This is a genomic window from Rummeliibacillus pycnus (assembly GCF_002884495.1).
GTDB classification, from domain to species: Bacteria; Bacillota; Bacilli; order Bacillales_A; family Planococcaceae; genus Rummeliibacillus; species Rummeliibacillus pycnus.
The window spans coordinates 534539-555811 of record NZ_KZ614145.1; the positions used below are offsets into that span (position 1 = coordinate 534539).

Genomic DNA, 21273 nt, shown 5'->3' on the forward strand with positions numbered 1-21273 from the left:
CTTACGATGATAAAATACACAGACAATGATTGGAAGGATGAGTATTTTGCAAATTTTTGAGAACGATTACATTGTATTAACAGAAGACCAATCCATTGTGTATATTGAAGTGAAAAAAGTAGGTTTTTCTTTAAAAGACTTCGATATCATTCTTCAAAAAAATAAGAGAGTTAAATTAACAAGCTTTGCTACGTTAAGAACAGCATTACAAAAAGGTACTGACGAAAGAGTTGAAATTGGTAATTGGTTACCACCTGTTGAAATAGAAATTTCAAAGGATCGTATGAAAGCAACGATGTTTCTTAACGAAGATCCTACAGTTCTTTTTCACGATGAAAAAAGTATGAATAATCAAATAAAAGAAATTGTGGAAAAAGCCGGTATTCAATTTGGCGTGATATCTATATCCATGGATGCTGTGATGTCGGGAAATCCAATACTTATTGCTACTGGTCAGCCAGCACAAAAAGGTGAAGATGCGAAAATTACATATATTAAAATTCCAGATAGAAAACCTCAAATTTTAGAAGATGGACGTGCAGATTATTTAGATATGAATTTTATCTATGAAATTGAAAAGGATGCTTGGTTAGGAGAGAAAACTCCTGCAAAACCTGGAGTACCAGGAAAAAATATTTTAGGTGAAGAGATACCAGCCATCGATGGTGAGGATGTTGCATTAAATTATGATACTGCTTCCATTTATGCGCAAGAAGAAGATGGGAAGATCATCATGAGAGCAAATGATAGTGGTGTCCTCGATTATACAAATGAAACTTTTTCGATACAAAAACATCTTCTGGTTAAAGATGATGTAGGTTTAGAAACAGGGAACTTAACATTTAATGGTTCGATTACTATAAAAGGAAGTATCTTACCCGGTTACTCAGTTGTCGCAACTGGAGATATCCAAATAGAAGGTAAAGAAGGTGTTACGGGTCCAAAGTTAATTGAATCTACTGGTGGGGATGTCTATATTAAAGGTGGCATTTTTGGGAATGGTGAAACAATCGTACGTGCAAGTGGAAACATCTATGTAAAGCATACAAATGAAAGCACATTAATCGCTTTAAAGGATGTTTTTATCAGCTCTTATGCAATGGGATCAGATATTAAAGCCCAAAATGTCTATGTCAATGAACAGCATGGTAAGATCATAGGGGGACGTATAGAAGCAACAAATTCGATTCACTCAGCTACATCTGGGAATCGATTAGAAAGAAAAACAGAACTCATCATTGTCGTACCTGATCGAATCGAAAGTGCAAAACGAATTAAAGAAAAAAGAGAGCAAATGATAAATCTAGAAAGGGAGATTGCTGATTTAGATGAAAAAGTGTTTCCACTTCGACCATTTCTAGACCAGATGAACGAAATACAACGTAAATCATATGATGAAACTATAGCAAAATTAGCTGAAAAAGAATCAGAGCTAAAGTATCTTGAACAGGAGGCCGATAAAATCGTACAGCAAATTAAAAATACGGGGGATGAAATGATCGAAATTACAAAAGAAGCTTATCCAGGAACTTATCTTCAAATTGGGAAAAAGTCGACAACATTAAATCATATTACTTGCGGAAAATTTAAATTGGAACACGGTGAAATAAATGTCTAGACCACTTGTTTTTGCGCATCGTGGTGCATCTGCGAATGCAATTGAAAATTCTCTTGAAGCTTTTGATCTAGCACTTGAAATGAAGGCGGATGGAATTGAACTTGATATCCAGACAACAAAGGATGACATTCCAATCGTCATTCATGATCTCAATCTTCGGCGGCTTACCGGAAAGAATAGCCTAGTTTCCAGTTTATCATTAGAAGAAATTAAACGGCTAAGAGTCGGTAAACTATTTGTGAGAAGATTTAAAGGACCCAGAATTTTAACTTTCGATGAATTATTAACATGGCACAAGAATCATCCTGTACCACTTAATGTGGAGTTAAAGGAATCCTTTTTGGATAATGAGAAAGCGCTAAAGACCACAATCGAAAAATGTAAGGACATTCGCGATTTACACTTTTCATCATTCCATTCAGAGTTATTGGAAAAAGCTAAACGTTTTGCCCCCAATATTGAAACAGCTTTAATCGCAACAAAATATCTCAATTGGGATCAATTAGATCAGTTGACGTTTATTGATACAATTCATGCCAATAAATCACGCTATTACAGAGAACGCTATTTGGATGCATGTGCGCGTCAAGGGAAGAAGTGTCGTTTCTATAATATTAATGGGAACGAAAAATATATTACATCGCCACATCAAGCTGTGATTGGTTGGATTACAGATTATCCCCAAATGGTTCGGGAAGTGCAACAAAAAATACAAGACTATTAAAAACGCAAGGATTCTATTTTCAATCCTTGCGTTTTTAATAATTTTTTAATTTTCATTTTTCTTTGTGTATTTCGGTGCGACTCGACCGTTTTTACGATCTCGATTCAATAAATACCCTGCAAAAAACATAAAACCAAATAGAAATAACGCAATTCCTATAACAAATTGCAACCATAGATAGGGAATTGGGTCAAATAATTTCGCAAAAAAAGTGTCACGCATTAATTTAATCCCAACAGCAGCCATAATTGCAGGAATCGCCAATATAACAAAAGCTATAAAACGACCCATTTTTGTCCACTCCTCTAATCTACTTTATTTTTACGTGGATTGCATTGATTGTCAAGAGTGGAAACATTGGTTACTATTATATCAATTATTCCTTGAAACAAATTGCATTTCATAGATAGGAAGTGAAAAAAATTGCATAGAATTATGATTGTTGGTGCAGGTGTTGGTGGGACAGCTATTCTACAACTTTTAGATCATTTAACCACTTTGCAAACGATTGCAGTAGTTGACATTAGGGAAGATGCTCCAGGCATAATCGAAGCAAGAAAAGCCGGTATTAAGACAGGTAGTAATTGGCGTGATTTTTTGCAGGAACCGCTTGATATGGTGTTCGATGTAACAGGGGATCGTGGTGTTTTTGATGAACTTTTAGCTTCACTATCAAAAAATACGATACTAATACCAGGTGGAATTGCTGAAATTATTGTTCGTCTTTTACAAGAAAAAGACTACTATATACAAAAACTCCAAAGTTTTTCGCATCGACAGCAAATTATTTTTAATTCTATTGAAGAAGGGATGATTAGTGTAAATCCAGAAGGAATCATTACATTCTTTAATCAGAGTGCCGAACGAATGATGGGCATTTCTAACGAAGAGGCAATCGGAAAACACTATTCAGCTGTTATTCATGATCAAGGGGTAGAACGAGTTCTTGAAACAGGAATAGCCGAGATAAATCAAGAGCTGCTATTAGATTCAGGAAAAAAATTAGTCACCTCTCGGATTCCGATGATCGATGAAAACTCTCATCAAATTGGGGTCTTATCCATTTTTAAGGATATAACGGAAGTTGTTGCATTAGCCGAAGAAATAACAGATTTAAGAGAAATTAAAACAATGTTAGAAGCCATTATCCAATCAAGTGATGATGCAATTTCTGTTGTTGATGAAAAAGGATGCGGAATCGTAGTAAATCCAGCATATACACGAATTACAGGATTAACGCCCGAACAGATTATTGGACAACCAGCTACAACAGATATCTCTGAAGGGGAGAGTATGCATTTAAAAGTAATCGAAACAAAAAAACCGATAAGAGGCGTGAATATGCGACTTGGACCGCACAAGCGAGAAGTAATTGTTAATGTTGCGCCTATTCTAGTAGAGGATGAACTAAAAGGTAGTGTTGGTGTTATCCATGATGTAACCGAGATGCGCAGACTAGCAAATGAATTAAATCAAGCCAAAACCATTATCCGAACATTAGAATCTAAATACGTTTTCGATGATATTATTGGAGATTCAGATGAAATGACCTTAGCCATTGAACAGGCAAAATTAGCAGCTAAAACACCTGTAACGGTCTTTTTAAGAGGTGAATCAGGCACAGGAAAAGAACTTTTTGCACATGCCATTCATAGTGAGAGTAATCGCCATTACGAAAAATTTATTCGCGTGAATTGTGCTGCTATCGCTGAGAATCTATTAGAAAGTGAGTTATTTGGTTATGAAGACGGGGCATTTACGGGAGCAAAAAAAGGCGGGAAACGAGGGCTATTTGAAGAGGCAAATGGTGGCAGTATTTTTTTAGATGAGATTGGTGAGCTGTCGTTAAGTACACAAGCAAAATTATTACGAGTTCTTCAGGAACAAGAGATTGTTCGAGTAGGAGGATCAAAGCCAATTCCAATAGATGTAAGAATTATTGCAGCAACAAATGTGAATATGGAGAAAGCTTTACACGATCATACTTTTCGAGAAGATCTTTATTATCGTCTGAACCGTATGCCAATCTATATACCACCTTTACGAAAACGTTTAGAGGATATCCCTCAACTTGCAGAACGTCTTCTTTCAAAATTAAACCGTGAATATGGAAGAAATGTAACAAGCATAACGCCAACTGTTTTACAAAAATTAAAGGCCTATCGTTGGCCAGGAAATGTACGTGAACTAGAAAATATTATTGGACGAGCAATGATTTATATGCCGACCAATGAAAGTGAATTACATGAGCGTTATTTACAGATTCCTTCCAATCAAGAGAATACAGATGCAAAAGGAACATTGAATGTTGTGAAAGTTGAGGGTACATTAGAAGAACAGATTAGTCATTTTGAAAAACAAATTATTCAACAAGCTTTAGAATGCTGCCAATACAATAAAACAAAAACCGCAAAGATGCTCAATATCTCCATTAGAAATTTGTATTACAAATTAGAAAAATACGAACTTGCATAAAATGACGTGCAGAAAATTGCATACATTGCAAGTGGTTGCATATATTTAAAAGCCTATCATTAATGATTGATAGGCTTTTTCATTTGGCATACATCTTGCATTTATTAGTAGTGACTGGGTTTCAAAGCAACCAGAGAAAGTGATGATTTCACAACTTCAAAGGGGGATATACAAATGGAAATCTTTAAATACATGGAAAAATACGATTACGAACAAGTGGTGATTTGTCAAGATCAATCATCAGGATTGAAAGCAATAATCGCTATTCACGATACAACATTGGGTCCTGCTTTAGGGGGCACTCGTATGTGGACATACGCTTCTGAAGAGGCTGCGATCGAGGATGCTTTACGTTTAGCGCGTGGTATGACTTATAAAAACGCAGCAGCGGGTTTAAATCTTGGGGGTGGAAAAACGGTTATTATGGGAGATCCCTTCAAGGATAAAAACGAGGAAATGTTCCGTGCATTAGGACGATTCATCCAAGGATTAAATGGTCGATACATTACTGCTGAAGACGTTGGTACAACAGTAGCAGATATGGATTTGATCCACGAAGAAACAAATTACGTTACGGGGATTTCACCTGCATTTGGTTCATCAGGTAACCCATCACCTGTAACGGCATATGGTGTATATGTTGGGATGAAAGCTGCAGCAAAAGAAGCTTTTGGAAGCGATTGCTTAGAAGGAAAGAAAGTGGCAGTACAAGGTCTAGGAAACGTTGCTTATACTCTGTGCAAATATTTACATGATGATGGCGCACAATTAATTGTGACGGATATCAATGAGGGTGCAGTGAAACGTGTGGTAGAAGAATTTGGTGCAACAGCTGTTGATCCGACAGAAATTTATGCACAGGACGTTGATATTTTTGCACCATGTGCATTAGGTGCAATTATCAATGACCAAACCATTCCACAATTAAAAGCAAAAGTCATAGCAGGTTCTGCTAATAATCAGTTGCAAGAATCACAGCATGGTCAGGTGTTACATGAATTAGGGATTGTCTATGCACCTGACTATGTGATTAATGCAGGTGGTGTTATTAACGTTGCGGATGAGTTATATGGTTACAATCGCGAGCGTGCTATGAAAAGAGTTGAAGGAATTTATGATAGTATTACAAAAGTTATTGAAATTTCGAAAAGAGATGGGATTCCAACTTATTTAGCTGCCAATCGATTAGCAGAAGAAAGAATTGAAAGAATTTCGAAATCGAGAAATACATTTTTGCAAAATGGAAAGCATATTCTATCAAATCGCTAAAATAGAATAAGGGAAAGAGAGACTACCATCTGTTGGGATTACTCACCCCCACCAAAGACTCAGTTTAATTCCGCTATGTTCTATGGCAACTACCGAATCTGGAACATTCTATTAGACTGAAGAATTGGACCATTACTGGCAGTTATCTTTATTGTATTCTGCTCACTTTAGATGTGGAGAACTTACTGGCTGTAAATGCGAAACAAAAGAAGATGATTTTTTTCGAGAGTATGTTATAATTTAGTACCAGGTAATAAAAAATACGGCTGTCACTTTTATCCAAATGTCATACATGAAATGTGACAGCTATCACGTTTTATATATTCTGTTAAGTGATATAAATAATATGGAAATAAAAAATGGGAGCGTGTTCTTATGGCTAAGAATTATGACCTTGTCATAGTAGGTGGCGGTCCAGGAGGATATGTCGCTGCTATTAGAGCTGCACAATTAGGCCTCTCTACTGCCATTGTGGAACAAAGTAAACTAGGAGGTACTTGTTTACATAAAGGTTGTATACCGAGTAAAGCATTATTACGCAGTGCTGAAGTTTATCGGACAACAAAAGAGCAAGCTCATGCATTCGGTGTTGATGTGCAAGGTATTTCATTAAACTTCGAACAGGCACAAAACCGTAAAAATGGCATTGTTGATCAATTGCATAAAGGAATTCAAGCTCTGATGAAAAAGGGGAAAATTGATGTTTATGAAGGATACGGAAGAATACTAGGTCCATCCATCTTTTCACCAATGCCCGGTACTATTTCAGTTGAGTTTGAAGACCATCGAGAAAATGAAATGTTAATCCCTCAAAATGTAATTATAGCTACTGGTTCTAGACCTAGATTTTTAGATGGATTGACACCTGATGGCAATAGAATTTTAACATCAGATGATTTAATGACACTGGATGAATTGCCACAATCAATGATTATTGTTGGTGGTGGTGTCATTGGAATTGAATGGGCATCGATGCTACATGATTTTGGTGTAGAAGTAACTGTTGTGGAATATTCGAATGCTATTTTACCGACTGAGGATGAAGATATTCAAAAAGCAATGACGAAATCATTCAAAAAACGCGGTATTAAAATTGTGACAAATGCTCACCTAATTTCAACTTCCCTACAAAAGTTAGATAGTGGAATTGAAATTTCAGCTGAAATAGATGGCGAGCAACAAACTTTTGCAGCCGAAAAACTATTACTATCTGTTGGAAGACAGGCGAATACAGAAAATATCGGATTGGAAAATACTGATATTCAAGTGGTTCGAGGTTTTATCGAAGTAAATGAGCATTACCAAACAAAAGAATCACATATCTATGCAATTGGTGATGTGATCGGTGGCTTACAACTAGCACATGTAGCATCACATGAAGGGATTCATGCAGTTGAACATATTGCAGGCTTTGAACCACAAAATTTAGAGCTTCATAAAATTGCTCGCTGTATCTATGGTAGCCCTGAGATTGCTAGTATTGGTTTAACGGAAAAACAAGCAAAAGAACAAGGAATCGAAATAGTAGTAGGGAAATTCCCATTTGCTGCAATCGGCAAAGCCCTTGTTTTCGGTGAAACAGAAGGTTTTGTCAAAATGATTGCAGATCAAAAAACGGAAGACCTTATTGGTGTGCATATTATTGGTACGCATGCCACAGAACTCATTTCTGAAGCTAGTCTTGCAATGCTAGTAGATGCGACACCTTGGGAGATTGCTTCCCATATTCACCCACATCCGTCTTTATCAGAAGTAATTGGAGAAGCAGCTCTAGCTGTTGAAGGAAAAGCGATTCATCAGTAAAGGAGAGATGGAAAATGACTGAAAATAGACACGCTACATTAGGTTTATCAGATGAAGTTGTACTTGAAATGTATAGAACAATGCTATTAGCACGTCGATTAGATGAAAGAATGTGGCTTCTTAATCGTGCAGGTAAAATCCCATTTGTGATTTCTTGCCAAGGCCAAGAAGCTGCTCAAGTAGGTGCAGCTTTTGCACTAAATCGTGAACAAGATTATATCGCACCTTATTACAGAGATATGGGTGTAGTATTACACTTTGGAATGACTGCCAAAGAATTAATGTTATCTGCTTTTGCAAAAGCAGAAGACCCAAACTCTGGTGGTAGACAAATGCCAGGACATTTTGGTCAAAGGAAAAACCATATATTAACAGGTTCTTCGCCAGTTACGACACAAGTACCACATGCTGTAGGTGTGGCGCTTGCGGGCAAGATGCAAAAGAAAGATTTTGTAACCTTTGTAACGCTTGGCGAGGGATCTTCTAACCAAGGAGATTTCCATGAAGGTGCCAATTTTGCTGGTGTTCATAAATTGCCAGTAATCATTATGGTCGAAAATAACCGTTATGCTATTTCTGTTCCATTAAACAAACAAATTGCATGTGAGAAAATATCAGATCGTGCAATTGGCTATGGAATGCCTGGAGTAACAGTAGATGGTAATGATCCAATAGAAGTATACAAAGTTGTAAAAGAAGCTGCAGATCGTGCAAGAGCCGGTGAAGGCCCAAGTTTGATTGAATCTGTTTGCTATCGTTTAACGGCTCATTCTTCAGATGATGACCAACGTCAGTACCGTACGGAAGAGGATTTGGCAGAAGGAAGAGCGCATGACCCGCTATTAAGATTTTCAACGTATTTAAAAGAGCTAAATATCTTAACAGCTGAAATTGAAGAAAAACTACAAGAAGAAATTATGGCAGAAATTGATGAAGCAACTGAATATGCAGAACAAGCTCCATATGCTGCACCTGAATATGCACTCAAACATGTCTATGCAGAACAAGAGGAGGTGTAACAAATGGCTATTTTATCTTATATCGATGCGATTACATTAGCGATGAAAGAAGAAATGGAAAGAGATGAAAATGTCTTTGTTCTAGGTGAGGACGTTGGACGTAAGGGGGGCGTTTTCAAAGCAACCCAAGGTTTATACGAGCAATTCGGAGAAGAAAGAGTCATTGATACACCTTTAGCTGAATCGGCTATTGTAGGTGTTGGAATTGGTGCTGCTATGTATGGTTTGCGACCAATTGCTGAAATGCAATTTGCAGATTTTATCATGCCTGCAATTAACCAAATTATTTCTGAAGCTGCTAGAATCCGTTATCGTTCAAATAATGACTGGAATTGTCCGATGGTTATCAGAGCACCTTTTGGTGGTGGTGTACACGGGGCGCTCTATCATTCTCAATCAGTTGAGGCAATATTTGCAAACCAACCCGGTTTGAAAATAGTGATTCCATCTACACCTTATGATGCAAAAGGATTGTTAAAAGCGGCTATCCGTGATGATGATCCGGTACTATTTTTTGAACATAAAAGGGCCTATCGTTTGATTAAAGGAGAAGTTCCGGATACAGATTACACAATCGAAATCGGGAAAGCAGATGTTAAACGTGAAGGTGATGATATTACTGTCATTACGTATGGTTTAGGCGTACATTTTGCATTACAAGCTGCAGAACGTCTTGAAAAAGATGGCATCTCTGCACATATTTTAGATTTACGTACCATCTATCCACTTGATCAAGAAGCGATTATTGAAGCTGCGAAAAAAACAGGAAAAGTTTTACTTGTTACGGAAGATAACAAAGAAGGTAGCGTTATGAGCGAAGTTTCTGCGATTATTGCTGAGCATGCTCTATTTGATCTAGACGCACCGATCAAACGCCTTGCAGGTCCAGATATACCAGCGATGCCATATGCACCAACAATGGAAAAATTCTTCATGATTAATCCTGAAAAAGTTGAGCAAGCAATGCGTGAATTAGCAGAATTTTAGTGCTGAAACGGCTTTTTAAGGAAGATAGCCTAAGAGCGCCACGCACTGTGGCAACGGCTATTTATCCTGCTAGCAGCTAGAGTCTGATATTTTCAAAAAGATAAAGGGGGTCATTTAGATGGCAACTCAAAACATCACAATGCCACAGTTAGGGGAAAGTGTAACAGAAGGAACAATTGATAAATGGCTGATTAAGCCAGGAGATCGTGTTAAAAAGTATGATACTTTAGCAGAAGTTCAAACAGATAAAGTAACGGCAGAACTTCCTTCGTCTTTCACTGGAATTATAGGAGAACTGATTGCAAAAGAAGGGGATACGATTGAAGTTGGTGAAGTTGTTTGTACGATAGAAATTGAAGAAACAACTCCTTCAACCAATAAGGCCCCTGAAAAAGCTGCAACTAATAGTTCTGTAGAACAAGTAAAATCAACAGATCAATCGATGAAAACAAGATATTCTCCAGCGGTTGTTCGTTTAGCCTCAGAGCATCAAATTGATTTAACGCAAGTCAAAGGAAGTGGTGCTTCTGGGCGGATTACAAGAAAAGATATTCAAAAGATGATAGAAGCAGGAGCTATTCCAAAGGTTACTCCACAAATAGATGAAAAACCTGCAGTGGAAATCAAACAACAACCAGTGACTGAAGTGAAACAGGCAAAAGAATATACGTCATTAAGTTCAGGTGATATTGAAATTCCAGTATCAGGCGTACGCAAAGCTATTGCCAAAAATATGCTGACAAGTACACAAGAAATACCTCATGCATGGATGATGATGGAAGTGGATGTTACTGATTTAGTAAACTATCGCGATTCCATCAAAGACGAATTTAAAAAGAAAGAAGGCTACAGCCTTACTTACTTTGCTTTCTTTGTCAAAGCTGTTTCACAAGCCTTAAAAGAATTCCCAATGATGAATTCGCAATGGCAAGGCGACAAAATTATCCAGAAAAAAGAGATAAACTTGTCTATAGCTGTTGCAACTGATGATGCTCTATTTGTTCCAGTAATTCATAATGCTGATGATAAATCTATTAAAGGAATTGCTAAAGAAATTCATGAATTAGCATCAAAAGTTAGAAGTGGCAAATTGAAATCAGAAGATATGCAGGGCGGGACATTCACTGTCAATAACACAGGTTCGTTTGGTTCAGTTCAATCAATGGGTATTATCAATTACCCACAAGCAGCCATTTTACAAATTGAATCGATTGTTAAACGACCTGTTATTATGAACGGTGGAATGTTCGCTGCACGAGATATGGTAAATATTTGTTTATCAATTGATCATAGAATTTTAGATGGATTGATTAGCGGGAAATTTCTCGGTCGCGTGAAAGAAATTCTCGAAAATATCTCAAAAGACAATACTTCTATTTATTAACAGTGGTCTGAAAACCGTTATATTACGGTTTTCAGACTTTTTTTTCTTTTATGATGTCACAATGTTGTGTAAAATAGTGAATAGAATCACTAAAGGGGGGAAGCGTCATCGCGTCCGTATGACAAACATGAAAGAAGTAGAATTCACTAAGCCTTCTTATGATGAATGGAAAGAGGCATCGATTAAGGCATTAAAAGGGAAACCTTTTGAATCATTATTCACAAAAACAATTGAAGGGATTATACAAGAACCTTTATATACTGCAGAAAGCCTATTAGCAAAAGTTGATGGTAAATTAGAGGAACAAGTATCTACTATTCGAGCGATGCAAACGGAAGGTACATTTGGTGTTGCACAAGAAGCATTTGCAGATTCTATCGAAGAATTGATCTCACAAGCTGAAGAGTCTATAGAACGTGGCAACCAATATATTACAGTTGGTAAAGTCAACTTTGAATGGACTGAGCGTGCACTCAAACAATTAGCTGCATTACTTGAAAAACACCCATTCGCGATTCATGTCATGGATCCAGCAGTCATCAATGTATTTGATTATATAGAAAATAGAGAAGTTTCAGGTTATATTCTTTCAAATGAAACACAGACTATTCCTGATTTTCCGAATGTTCGAAAGTTAAACGCTTACATTCAAGATGCACATTATCAAGGTGCAAATGCTGTTCAAGAATTGGCGATTGCACTAGCAAAAGCTAGTGAATTAGCAAGTGATAAAGACTTCGCAGAATTTGAAAAACAATTCTTCGTATCATTCTCAATAGATACAAAATTCTTTATGGAAATTGCAAAACTTCGTGCATTTAGAGTGTTGTGGAAAGCATTTGCTTTAGGCTATGGTGTGGAAAATCCTCAACCTGTCAAAATCTTTACAGAAACATCTTTGCGTAGTTTTTCAAAATTAGATGTGTATGTAAATCTTTTACGTGCTGGCAATGAAGCTTTCTCTGCTGTTTTAGGTGGAGCGGACGTGGTGACAGTACATCCTCATGATGTACTAACTAAACCTACGAACCAATCAATTCGAATTGCACGAAATGTTTCTTTAGTCATTAAAGAAGAATCTCATGTCACAAAAGTATTGGATCCAGCTGGTGGTTCATATTACATCGAATCATTAACACATGACCTTGCGAAGGAAGCTTGGGCGAAATTTGTCGAAATTGAAGAGGCTGGCGGATATAGTGCTTATGTTGCGTCTGGTAATCTTCAAAAAGAACTTAAAGAAATGATGGCAAAACGTATCCAAGACGTAGAGCGTCGTAAAACCGTTTTAGTTGGTACAAATGATTTTGCAAATGCGAAAGAAGAAGTACCTACAGAATCATTCTATGAAGTAAATCGAATTGCAAAACCATTCGAAGATCTTCGACAAGAATTCAAAAAGTCACCAGTTCAAGTTGCCATTTTAACATATGGTATTTTCAAAAAGATTAAACCACGTACAGACTTTGTAAAAGGTGTATTTGCAACTGCAGGTATTACTGCTGAAGTAACAGAGCCATTTACAGATATCGAAAAAGCAAAAGAATGGTTAGCAAATACTACAGCTGATTATGTAGTATTTAGCGCAATCGATGAAGATACAGAAGCAGTTATCCTAGAATTACTCGCTGCAAAACCTGAACATGTAATCCTTGATGCAGCTGGTAAGTTTGATGAAGAGTGGGAAAGCCAAGGATTAAATGGTTTTGTCTATGCTGGTCAAAATATTATTGAGAAATTACAAGGCATCCAAGATACCTTGAAGGAGGTTCAACGATGAGCAAGCCAAACTTTGCAGAGATTTCAATAGAAGATGTATTAAAACAAGAACAAGTAGCTACTTCAACTGAAACATTCCATACAAATGAGAACATTGAAGTGAAAAACGTTTATACAAAAGAAGATTACAAAGGCCTAAAACATCTAAATGATGTAGCTGGTATTGCTCCAAATACGCGTGGACCTTATCCAACAATGTATGTAGGTCGTCCTTGGACAATCCGTCAATATGCAGGTTTCTCAACAGCTGAGGAATCCAATGCATTCTATCGTCGAAACCTTGCAATGGGCCAAAAAGGTTTATCTGTTGCATTTGACCTTGCAACACACCGTGGTTATGATTCTGACCATCCTCGTGTAACAGGAGATGTTGGTAAAGCCGGTGTGGCAATTGACTCAGTAGAAGATACGAAAATTCTATTCGATGGTATTCCACTCGATCAAATGTCTGTATCCATGACAATGAATGGTGCGGTTCTACCAGTACTTGCATTCTATATTGTGACAGCAGAAGAACAAGGCGTGACACCTGATAAATTATCAGGTACAATCCAAAACGATATTTTAAAAGAATATATGGTTCGTAACACTTATATTTATCCACCAGAAATGTCGATGAAAATTATCGCTGATATTTTTGAATATACTTCAAAATTCATGCCGAAATTTAACTCAATTTCTATTTCCGGTTACCATATTCAAGAAGCAGGTGCAACAAATGATATCGAACTTGCCTATACATTAGCAGATGGTCTTGAATACGTTCGTACAGGATTAAAAGCTGGTATTGAAATCGATAAATTTGCTCCACGTTTATCATTCTTCTGGGCAATTGGTATGAACTACTATATGGAAATTGCAAAAATGCGTGCTGCTCGTCGAATTTGGGCACAAATGATGTCTACATTTAACCCAGCAAATCCAAAAACATTAGCATTACGTACACACTCACAAACTTCTGGATGGTCTTTAACCGAACAAGATCCATTTAATAATGTGACTCGTACATTAGTCGAAGCAAACGCAGCAACTATGGGACATACACAATCCCTTCATACGAATGCACTTGATGAAGCGATTGCACTTCCAACTGATTTCTCTGCTCGTATTGCACGTAATACGCAATTATTCTTACAAAACGAAACAGGTATGACCAAAACCATCGATCCATGGGGTGGTTCATACTATGTTGAAAAACTAACAGATGAATTAACTGAATCTGCTTGGAAATTAATCGAAGAAATCGAAGATCTAGGCGGTATGGCTAAAGCCATTGAAACAGGACTTCCAAAAATGAAAGTCGAAGAAGCTGCTGCAAAACGCCAAGCAAAAATTGACTCAAAAGCAGAAACAATTATCGGTGTAAACAAATATCGTCTAACAGAAGAAGAACCAATCGAAATTTTAGATATCGATAATACATTAGTACGTCAATCTCAAATTGACCGTATTAACAAAATGAAAGCAGAGCGAGACGACGCTGAAGTGAAACGTCACCTAGCTCGTCTAACAAAAGCAGCTGAAACAGGTGAAGAAAACTTACTTGCTGTTGCTGTTGATGCAGCTCGAGCACGTGCAACTCTTGGTGAAATTTCAGATGCGATTGAAGTAGTATCTGGACGTCATAAAGCGGTTATTCGCTCAATTAGTGGGGTGTACGCTACGAATTATTCAGATGAAGATGCGATTAAAGAAATTAAACAAATGACAGATGAGTTCTTAGAAAACGAAGGTCGTCGTCCACGTATTCTTGTCGCTAAAATGGGTCAAGATGGTCATGACCGTGGAGCTAAGGTTGTAGCGACTGCATACGCTGACTTTGGCTTTGACGTCGATATCTCACCATTATTTATGACACCTGAAGAAACAGCTCAAATGGCTGTCGAAAATGATGTTCACGTAGTTGGGGTATCTTCACTTGCTGCAGGTCACAAAACATTAGTTCCTGAACTTGTTGCAGAACTGAAAAAATTAGGTCGTGAAGATATTATCGTTATTGTTGGTGGGGTAATTCCAGCGCAAGATTATGATTTCTTATATGAAAATGGTGCAGCAGCAATCTTTGGACCTGGTACTGTATTGCCAATTGCATCACAAAAAATGCTTGAAATCATTTACAAAAATTTAGGCTACGAGGAAGCTTAATGACTGATAAAGAATCAGCGCTTTTTGTACAACCAGGTGTTAAAGCGATTCACGATGGTATGGAACCAACAAAGCGAAAAAAGTTTGTCAAGAAAAAGAAAGAAAAGCAGGACTTAGATACACTAGCGAAAGAAGTGAGAGAAGGCTCTCGTCTCCATCTGGCAAAAGCTATTACACTTCTGGAAAGCTCAAATATTGAAGATAAAGTGGAGGGGCAGGAGTTATTAAAAAAACTCCTCCCATATACAGGTAATTCTATACGAATTGGAATTACTGGCGTACCTGGAGCAGGGAAGAGTACATTTATCGAAACCTTTGGGAAAATGTTATGTAGTCAAGGTCACAAAGTAGCAGTATTAGCCATTGATCCAAGTTCTACCGTTACGGGTGGTAGTATTTTAGGGGATAAAACAAGAATGGAAGAACTATCTCGTGAGAAGAATGCTTTCATCCGTCCATCTCCTTCTGCCGGAACACTTGGTGGCGTTCATAAAAAAACGCGTGAAACCATGCTTTTATGTGAAGCAGCTGGTTACGATATCATTTTGATTGAAACAGTTGGTGTTGGTCAAAGTGAAACAATTGTACGTGGAATGGTTGATTTCTTCTTGTTACTTGTTCTAACAGGTGCTGGTGACGAGCTGCAAGGCATGAAAAAAGGGATCATGGAACTTGCCGATACAATCGTCGTGCATAAAGCAGATGGCGATAATGTCCGCAATGCCAAAAAAACAGTTGCAGAATACAAACAAATTCTGCACCTATTACAACCAGCAACACCAGGCTGGACAACACGTTCCATGCCTGTCTCTTCGTACGAAAATAAAGGATTAGACAACGTGCTCGAAACAATTTTAGAATTCCGAAAACAGGGTCTTGAAAATGGGGTCTGGGATAGTCGAAGAAGCAAACAAACAACCGACTGGTTCCAATCAATGATTCACGATCATCTTATCGATTCCTTCTACGGAAATCCCGAAAGAAAGAATCTTGTACAAACCTTAGAACAACAAATACTACATGGACAATTAACTGTTGCACAAGGTGTAGAGCAGTTATTTCCTAAAGAGGCTGAGTGATTTTCACTCAGCTTTTTTGTTGTGTTGGAAAGGTAAACGGACTCAACTTTGAACAAGGGGAGCAACAATTATTAAGATATAAATTGCAAAGAAAGCGGATATAATTTCTGAAATCGCGGATAAAAGGGCCAAAACCACGGAAAGAACCACTAAAATCGCGGATATCCCACCAAATATCGCGGGAATTTACTTTTTGAATCAATGTGAGGATTGGATTGTCTGAAATATTAGGTTGGATGCCTCCTTTTAATAGAAAAACTATCTTTGATATAACTGAGAATGCTTTGTTCTTATAGGAACAAAGCTAATGAGATAGAATAATTAAGAAAATTGGATTTTTATGTTAGAGGCGCTAAGATTTTTGAGTATATTTAAAAAGAAAATTCTGATTGGAAATTCAGAAGATACGGTCGTAGCAATTATTGAACATTTAGTAGAGAATAGTAATCTTCCGTTTGAAATAGGGATCAATTATTATGATATTGTTGTTCATTGGCATTGGTATAATGTTTTATACTGTATCCTCTCTGTTAGCAATGTTTAGATAAAATGATAACGAGTTGTCAATGATAATCATGGTTGTATATTTCTTTGGTTTTAGCACATTCACTCATACTTGTAGCCAATTTTGGTTAATCAACATTTGTATTGTTATATTATACTATAAATTGTATAATAATACATATGGTTTAATTTTTATAAAATATATCTGTTCCAATTATAGATAATCTAACAGAAATGGAGTTCATATGAAAAATACATATATTATAGGAGTTATACTAGCATTGGGTGCAGCATTACTAAATGGTACTGTCGGTATATTAAGTAAAGGCTTGTTTTCTAGTAATTTGACCCCATCTGCAGTCTCTTTTTACAAATGTTTCATTGCATTTATTGTGTTAACTATTTTTGCTTTATTTAATTTAAAAATGCGAAAAACAATTTTAAGTCTTTTTAAAAAGATTCCTTATATGGCATTATGTTCTTTCTTAGGTATCTTTGTATTATACTTTTTTGAAACGACAGCTTATAAATTTGATACAGTTCCTCTTGTTGTATTTATATTGCTAGGGACTTCTGTTTTGACAACTTTTATATTTAGTACTTTTTTATTGAATGAAAAAAAGAACCGATTTAATTATATTGGGCTTGTTTTGTTAATTGTTGGTTTATGTGTTATGGAATTTTCAACAGGGATTTCAGGAAATATTTCAATAGGTGCTATATTTGCAGCAATTGCAGGCGTTGGATATGGGTTATTTCTAGTATTTACGAAAAAGTTTTCTCTAGATGGGGGACTATCATTAATTTGGTACTTCTTGTTATTTGGAATCATTTATTTATTTGTTCCATTTTATCAAGAAGGATTAACTGTTCCAGAATTAAATACAATACCTTCTCTAATCTCTTTAGCTATTTTACCAACTATAGGAGGGTTTTATTGCACAACAAAAGCACTAACTTATTTAGAAGCGACTAAAGTACAAGTGTTAGAACTAACAGAGCCATTATTCGCAACGTTATTTGCATTTGTATTCCTAGCCGAATTAATACAAGGGGTAGAGCTAGTAGGCGCCTTCTTAATTCTAATCGCGATTTATGTTTCAGAATATCAACCGAAAGAAAAAATTACAAAAAACGAAGTTAACATATAATTCATTAAAGAATCTATAGATATGATAATCCATTAGACTTATTTTAAAAGGCAAGAAATGTTGATAAATCAATGTTTCTTGCCTTTCTTCTTTTTGAGCGTTTATGCTTGGTTTTATAGATTCATTCGTTACCTTAACTCTCTTTTTCAGTATCGCGGATATGAGTCCGAAAACCGCGGAAAGAATCACGAATATCGCAGATGTCACAGGGAATATCGCGGAAAGAACCACGAAAACCACGGATATCACATCATACTAATATCGCGAAAATTTACTTTTTGAATCAATGTGAGGATGATCCGAAATATTAGGGGGGTTTCATTCTAATAGAAAATCTATGTAGTCTATTAGATTAACTCCCTTGGTTAAAGAAGTAACTCTATGATTTTCTCGGTTTCCATATCAAAAAAATAAATATGTTGAGGATCGATGCTAATGGACAGAGTAGTGCCTTTATCGATTGTATGTTGTCCACTCCATTTGGCAATCCATGCTTCTTGTGGCATATCAAAAGTGACGTGTGTTTCATGTCCAAGCTGTTCAATACTTTGAACTTGTATTTGCAGGTCACCGCCTTTATGCAAATGCTCTGGGCGTATGCCAATGAGTAATTCCTTTTGTTGCGGAAGGTTGTCTGCGATGGACTGTGGTAGCTCAATTTTCAATTTCTCTTCAATTATTAATTGCTGCTTTTTACAAAATGCTCGCGCAATATTCATCTTCGGAGAGCCGATAAAGCGTGCAACAAATAGATTCTGCGGATGATTATATAAATCGAGTGGCTTTCCAATTTGCTGGACAATGCCTTCATGAAGGACCATAATACGATCAGCCATTGTCATCGCCTCTGTTTGATCGTGAGTGACATAAAGAATGGTTAGTCCAAGCTTTTGTTGAATACGACGAATTTCTGTCCGCATTTGTGTTCGAAGCTGTGCATCTAAATTGGATAAGGGTTCATCCATTAAGCAAATCGGCGCTTCGTTGACAATAGCACGTGCTAATGCAACACGTTGTCGCTGGCCACCAGATAATTCATGTGGCTTTCTCGATAAGTAGTTTTCTAAGCCAGTCAATGCTACAGCATCTTTTAGTCGCACTTTTTGTTCCTTTTTTGATTCCTTTTTTATTTTTAAATTAAATAAAATATTCTGCTCAACTGTTAGATGGGGATAGAGCGCATAATTCTGGAATACCATCGAAATTTGCCGGTTTCGAGGTTGTACATCGTTCATTTTCTGTCCGTTGATTGTTAGTACGCCAGCTGAAATATCCTCTAATCCAGCAATCATATTTAATAATGTACTTTTACCAGAACCTGATGGACCAACAAGCACAAAAAATTCCCCTTTTTGAATATCTACATGAATATCATTTAGAACCAATTGCTCCTGATTATATGTTTTTTGTAAATGCTGAAGCTCTATAAAAGCCATCCATCTTGCCTCCACCAAATTCGTATATATAATAGAAGATTCTCAAAATGTTTCGTGAATAATTGCTCCGGTTTTCGATAAATCGTAGCCTCCAATTGAATCCAATTCAGTATGAAATGCGTCAGATACTAAAATTTTCTGAACTTCTTCAATTAGTAGATGATTTTTTTCAGTCTTTAATAGAACAAGATCATAACGTTCTTCGATAAAAGGTACAAAATCGACATCCACCAATTTCGCTGTTTTTTCAATGCCAATTCCGACATTGGCTTCACCATTTGCAACAGCTGATGCAACACCGAGATGATTGGTTTCTTCTCGATTATAGCCCTCAATCGTTGAGGAAATAATATGGTGAGTACGTAGCTGTTCATCTAAAAGTGTGCGTGCACCAGAGCCCTTTTCACGATTCATCAGTACGACTTTTGACTTTGTTAAATCTTTAAAGGAATGAATGTTTAGAGGATTTCCTTTTTGAACATAAAATCCTGCCTTTCGAGAAACCAAATTGAACAAAATGTAAGGTTGGCTAACAAATAGCTTTTTGATATACGGTATATTGTATTCACCTGTATCGCCATCGTACATATGTAAGCTCGCCATATCTGTTTTGCCTTGATATAAGGCGATTAGACCATTCAAGCTTCCTTCATATGAACGGAGTGTTTTATAATAACTGTTTTTTTCAATATATTTCCCTAGTAAATCAAGTACTAAGTCTTGACCGCTAATAACGATTGTTTGATGATCTTGCGTTGTTGGTTTCAAAGTAGCATCTCTATTGTTTATTTTTTGATTTTCGATATATGCTTCTAAATCAAGAGCATCAATACGCATCTGTCGCCCAACGCGAAAGACTGGAATTTCCCCCTTTTTTACAAGATCATATGTAGTGAGTTTTGATACTTTTAATAGTTGAGCAACTTCTTCAATCGTATAGGAACGTTCCTGTGACATAGCAATCCCTCCAATACTTTTATAGTAACGTATTTATTTTGCTTTTGTCACAAAAATGATGAGTTAAGTATTTTATAACTAATTATAATTAGTTATAATTAGTTATATCTTATTATAATTAATTATAAAGGAAGGGTAGAACGATGAAAAAGTTATATTATTTATTATTTTCATTTGTCCTTGCAATCGGCATTTTAACTGGTTGTAGTAGTCAAGAAACGCAAAAAGGCCAAGGGACAACTAAGCAAAGTCAAGTAGAATTAACCGTATCAGCAGCAGCTAGTTTGCAAGATGCACTCAATTCACTTAAAACAACGTATGAGAAGGAACATTCTCATGTGAAAATCACCTATAATTTTGGTGGCTCTGGTGCATTGCAACAACAAATTTCGCAAGGTGCTCCTGTCGATTTGTTCTTCTCAGCAGCAGAAGATAAATTTGCTCAGCTGATCAAAGAAGGTCTTATTGAAAAATCACAAGGTGTCAACCTTTTATCAAATGATTTAGTGTTAGTCGTTCCTAAAAAGAACGAGTCCGGTATTCATAGCTTTCAAGATTTAACGAAAGCAAACAAAGTAGCACTTGGTATACCTGAATCTGTGCCAGCTGGTCAATATGGAACAGAGACATTAAAGAATATGAAGATTTGGGAAACCGTTAAACCGCAAGTTGTGTATGCAAAAGACGTTCGCCAAGTGTTAACATATGTTGAAACAGGTAATGTGGATGCAGGAATCGTTTACCGTACAGATGCGATGATTTCAAAAAAATCAACGATTGCAGCTGTTGCAGATGACAACACACATACACCGATTATCTATCCACTTGGAATCGTTAAAGAGAGTAAGCATATAAAAGAAGCAAAAGCCTTCTATGATTACCTTCAAAGTCAAAAAGCTATGGATGTTTTCAAAAGCTATGGCTTTAAGGAAGCTAAATAGCA

Annotated in this window: 17 protein-coding genes; 14 read left to right on the forward strand and 3 right to left on the reverse strand. The window is 36.6% G+C overall.

The genetic code is table 11. From position 1 onward, the window contains the following. Nucleotides 1-46 precede the first annotated feature (46 nt). Nucleotides 47-1618: a FapA family protein gene (locus CEF14_RS02710; RefSeq protein ID WP_170061413.1), complete on the forward strand. Its 1572-nt coding sequence runs from the start codon at nucleotides 47-49 to the stop codon at nucleotides 1616-1618. Further along, the gene (locus CEF14_RS02715; protein WP_102691432.1) at nucleotides 1611-2342 is read left to right on the forward strand and encodes a glycerophosphodiester phosphodiesterase; all 732 of its coding nucleotides are present in this window, start codon (nucleotides 1611-1613) and stop codon (nucleotides 2340-2342) included. Before CEF14_RS02710 ends, CEF14_RS02715 begins: the two co-directional genes overlap by 8 nt. Nucleotides 2343-2387: 45 nt before the next feature. Here CEF14_RS02715 and CEF14_RS02720 read toward each other — a convergent pair whose 3' ends face one another. Next, complete coding sequence (locus CEF14_RS02720) at nucleotides 2388-2633, reverse strand: DUF2627 domain-containing protein (RefSeq protein ID WP_102691433.1); 246 nt, start codon at nucleotides 2631-2633, stop codon at nucleotides 2388-2390. Nucleotides 2634-2765: 132 nt separating this feature from the next. Between CEF14_RS02720 and CEF14_RS02725 the strand changes: the two genes are divergently transcribed. The 11 genes from CEF14_RS02725 (at nucleotide 2766) to CEF14_RS02770 (ending at nucleotide 17937) form a co-directional block, all read left to right on the forward strand. Continuing rightward, nucleotides 2766-4817, forward strand: coding sequence for a sigma-54 interaction domain-containing protein (locus tag CEF14_RS02725; protein ID WP_102691434.1), 2052 nt, complete (start codon nucleotides 2766-2768; stop codon nucleotides 4815-4817). Between the two features lie 174 nt (nucleotides 4818-4991). After that, the gene (gene bcd / locus CEF14_RS02730) at nucleotides 4992-6086 is read left to right on the forward strand and encodes a branched-chain amino acid dehydrogenase (RefSeq protein WP_102691435.1); all 1095 of its coding nucleotides are present in this window, start codon (nucleotides 4992-4994) and stop codon (nucleotides 6084-6086) included. Nucleotides 6087-6461: 375 nt separating this feature from the next. Continuing rightward, a complete protein-coding gene (gene lpdA, locus CEF14_RS02735) occupies nucleotides 6462-7889 on the forward strand; it encodes a dihydrolipoyl dehydrogenase (RefSeq protein WP_102691436.1) in 1428 nt (475 codons plus the stop codon). A 14-nt stretch (nucleotides 7890-7903) separates the two neighbouring features. Further along, nucleotides 7904-8908: a thiamine pyrophosphate-dependent dehydrogenase E1 component subunit alpha gene (locus CEF14_RS02740; protein WP_102691437.1), complete on the forward strand. Its 1005-nt coding sequence runs from the start codon at nucleotides 7904-7906 to the stop codon at nucleotides 8906-8908. A 3-nt stretch (nucleotides 8909-8911) separates the two neighbouring features. Then, nucleotides 8912-9895 carry an alpha-ketoacid dehydrogenase subunit beta gene (locus CEF14_RS02745; RefSeq protein WP_102691438.1) on the forward strand — a complete coding sequence of 328 codons (984 nt, stop codon included), beginning with the start codon at nucleotides 8912-8914 and terminating at the stop codon, nucleotides 9893-9895. 118 nt (nucleotides 9896-10013) lie between these two features. Continuing rightward, nucleotides 10014-11279: a dihydrolipoamide acetyltransferase family protein gene (locus CEF14_RS02750; protein WP_102691439.1), complete on the forward strand. Its 1266-nt coding sequence runs from the start codon at nucleotides 10014-10016 to the stop codon at nucleotides 11277-11279. Between the two features lie 118 nt (nucleotides 11280-11397). Then, entirely contained in the window at nucleotides 11398-13059 is a 1662-nt protein-coding gene (locus CEF14_RS02755; protein ID WP_102691440.1) for a methylmalonyl-CoA mutase family protein, read from the forward strand. Next, nucleotides 13056-15203, forward strand: coding sequence for a methylmalonyl-CoA mutase (scpA, locus tag CEF14_RS02760; RefSeq protein WP_102691441.1), 2148 nt, complete (start codon nucleotides 13056-13058; stop codon nucleotides 15201-15203). Before CEF14_RS02755 ends, scpA begins: the two co-directional genes overlap by 4 nt. Beyond that, complete coding sequence (meaB, locus tag CEF14_RS02765; RefSeq protein WP_102691442.1) at nucleotides 15203-16282, forward strand: methylmalonyl Co-A mutase-associated GTPase MeaB; 1080 nt, start codon at nucleotides 15203-15205, stop codon at nucleotides 16280-16282. The genes scpA and meaB overlap by 1 nt, the downstream gene beginning before the upstream one ends. Before the next feature lie 361 nt (nucleotides 16283-16643). Continuing rightward, the gene (locus CEF14_RS18800; RefSeq protein WP_146013858.1) at nucleotides 16644-16826 is read left to right on the forward strand and encodes a hypothetical protein; all 183 of its coding nucleotides are present in this window, start codon (nucleotides 16644-16646) and stop codon (nucleotides 16824-16826) included. A gap of 205 nt (nucleotides 16827-17031) precedes the next feature. Beyond that, a complete protein-coding gene (locus CEF14_RS02770; protein ID WP_102691443.1) occupies nucleotides 17032-17937 on the forward strand; it encodes a DMT family transporter in 906 nt (301 codons plus the stop codon). 365 nt (nucleotides 17938-18302) lie between these two features. Here CEF14_RS02770 and CEF14_RS02775 read toward each other — a convergent pair whose 3' ends face one another. After that, entirely contained in the window at nucleotides 18303-19373 is a 1071-nt protein-coding gene (locus CEF14_RS02775) for an ABC transporter ATP-binding protein (protein WP_102691444.1), read from the reverse strand. 42 nt (nucleotides 19374-19415) lie between these two features. Continuing rightward, nucleotides 19416-20330, reverse strand: coding sequence for a helix-turn-helix transcriptional regulator (locus CEF14_RS02780; RefSeq protein ID WP_102691445.1), 915 nt, complete (start codon nucleotides 20328-20330; stop codon nucleotides 19416-19418). A 143-nt stretch (nucleotides 20331-20473) separates the two neighbouring features. On the opposite strand from CEF14_RS02780, the gene modA reads away from it, so the two are divergent. Further along, nucleotides 20474-21271, forward strand: a complete 798-nt coding sequence (gene modA / locus CEF14_RS02785) for a molybdate ABC transporter substrate-binding protein (protein ID WP_102691446.1) — start codon at nucleotides 20474-20476, stop codon at nucleotides 21269-21271. The last annotated feature ends 2 nt before the right edge of the window (nucleotides 21272-21273 follow it).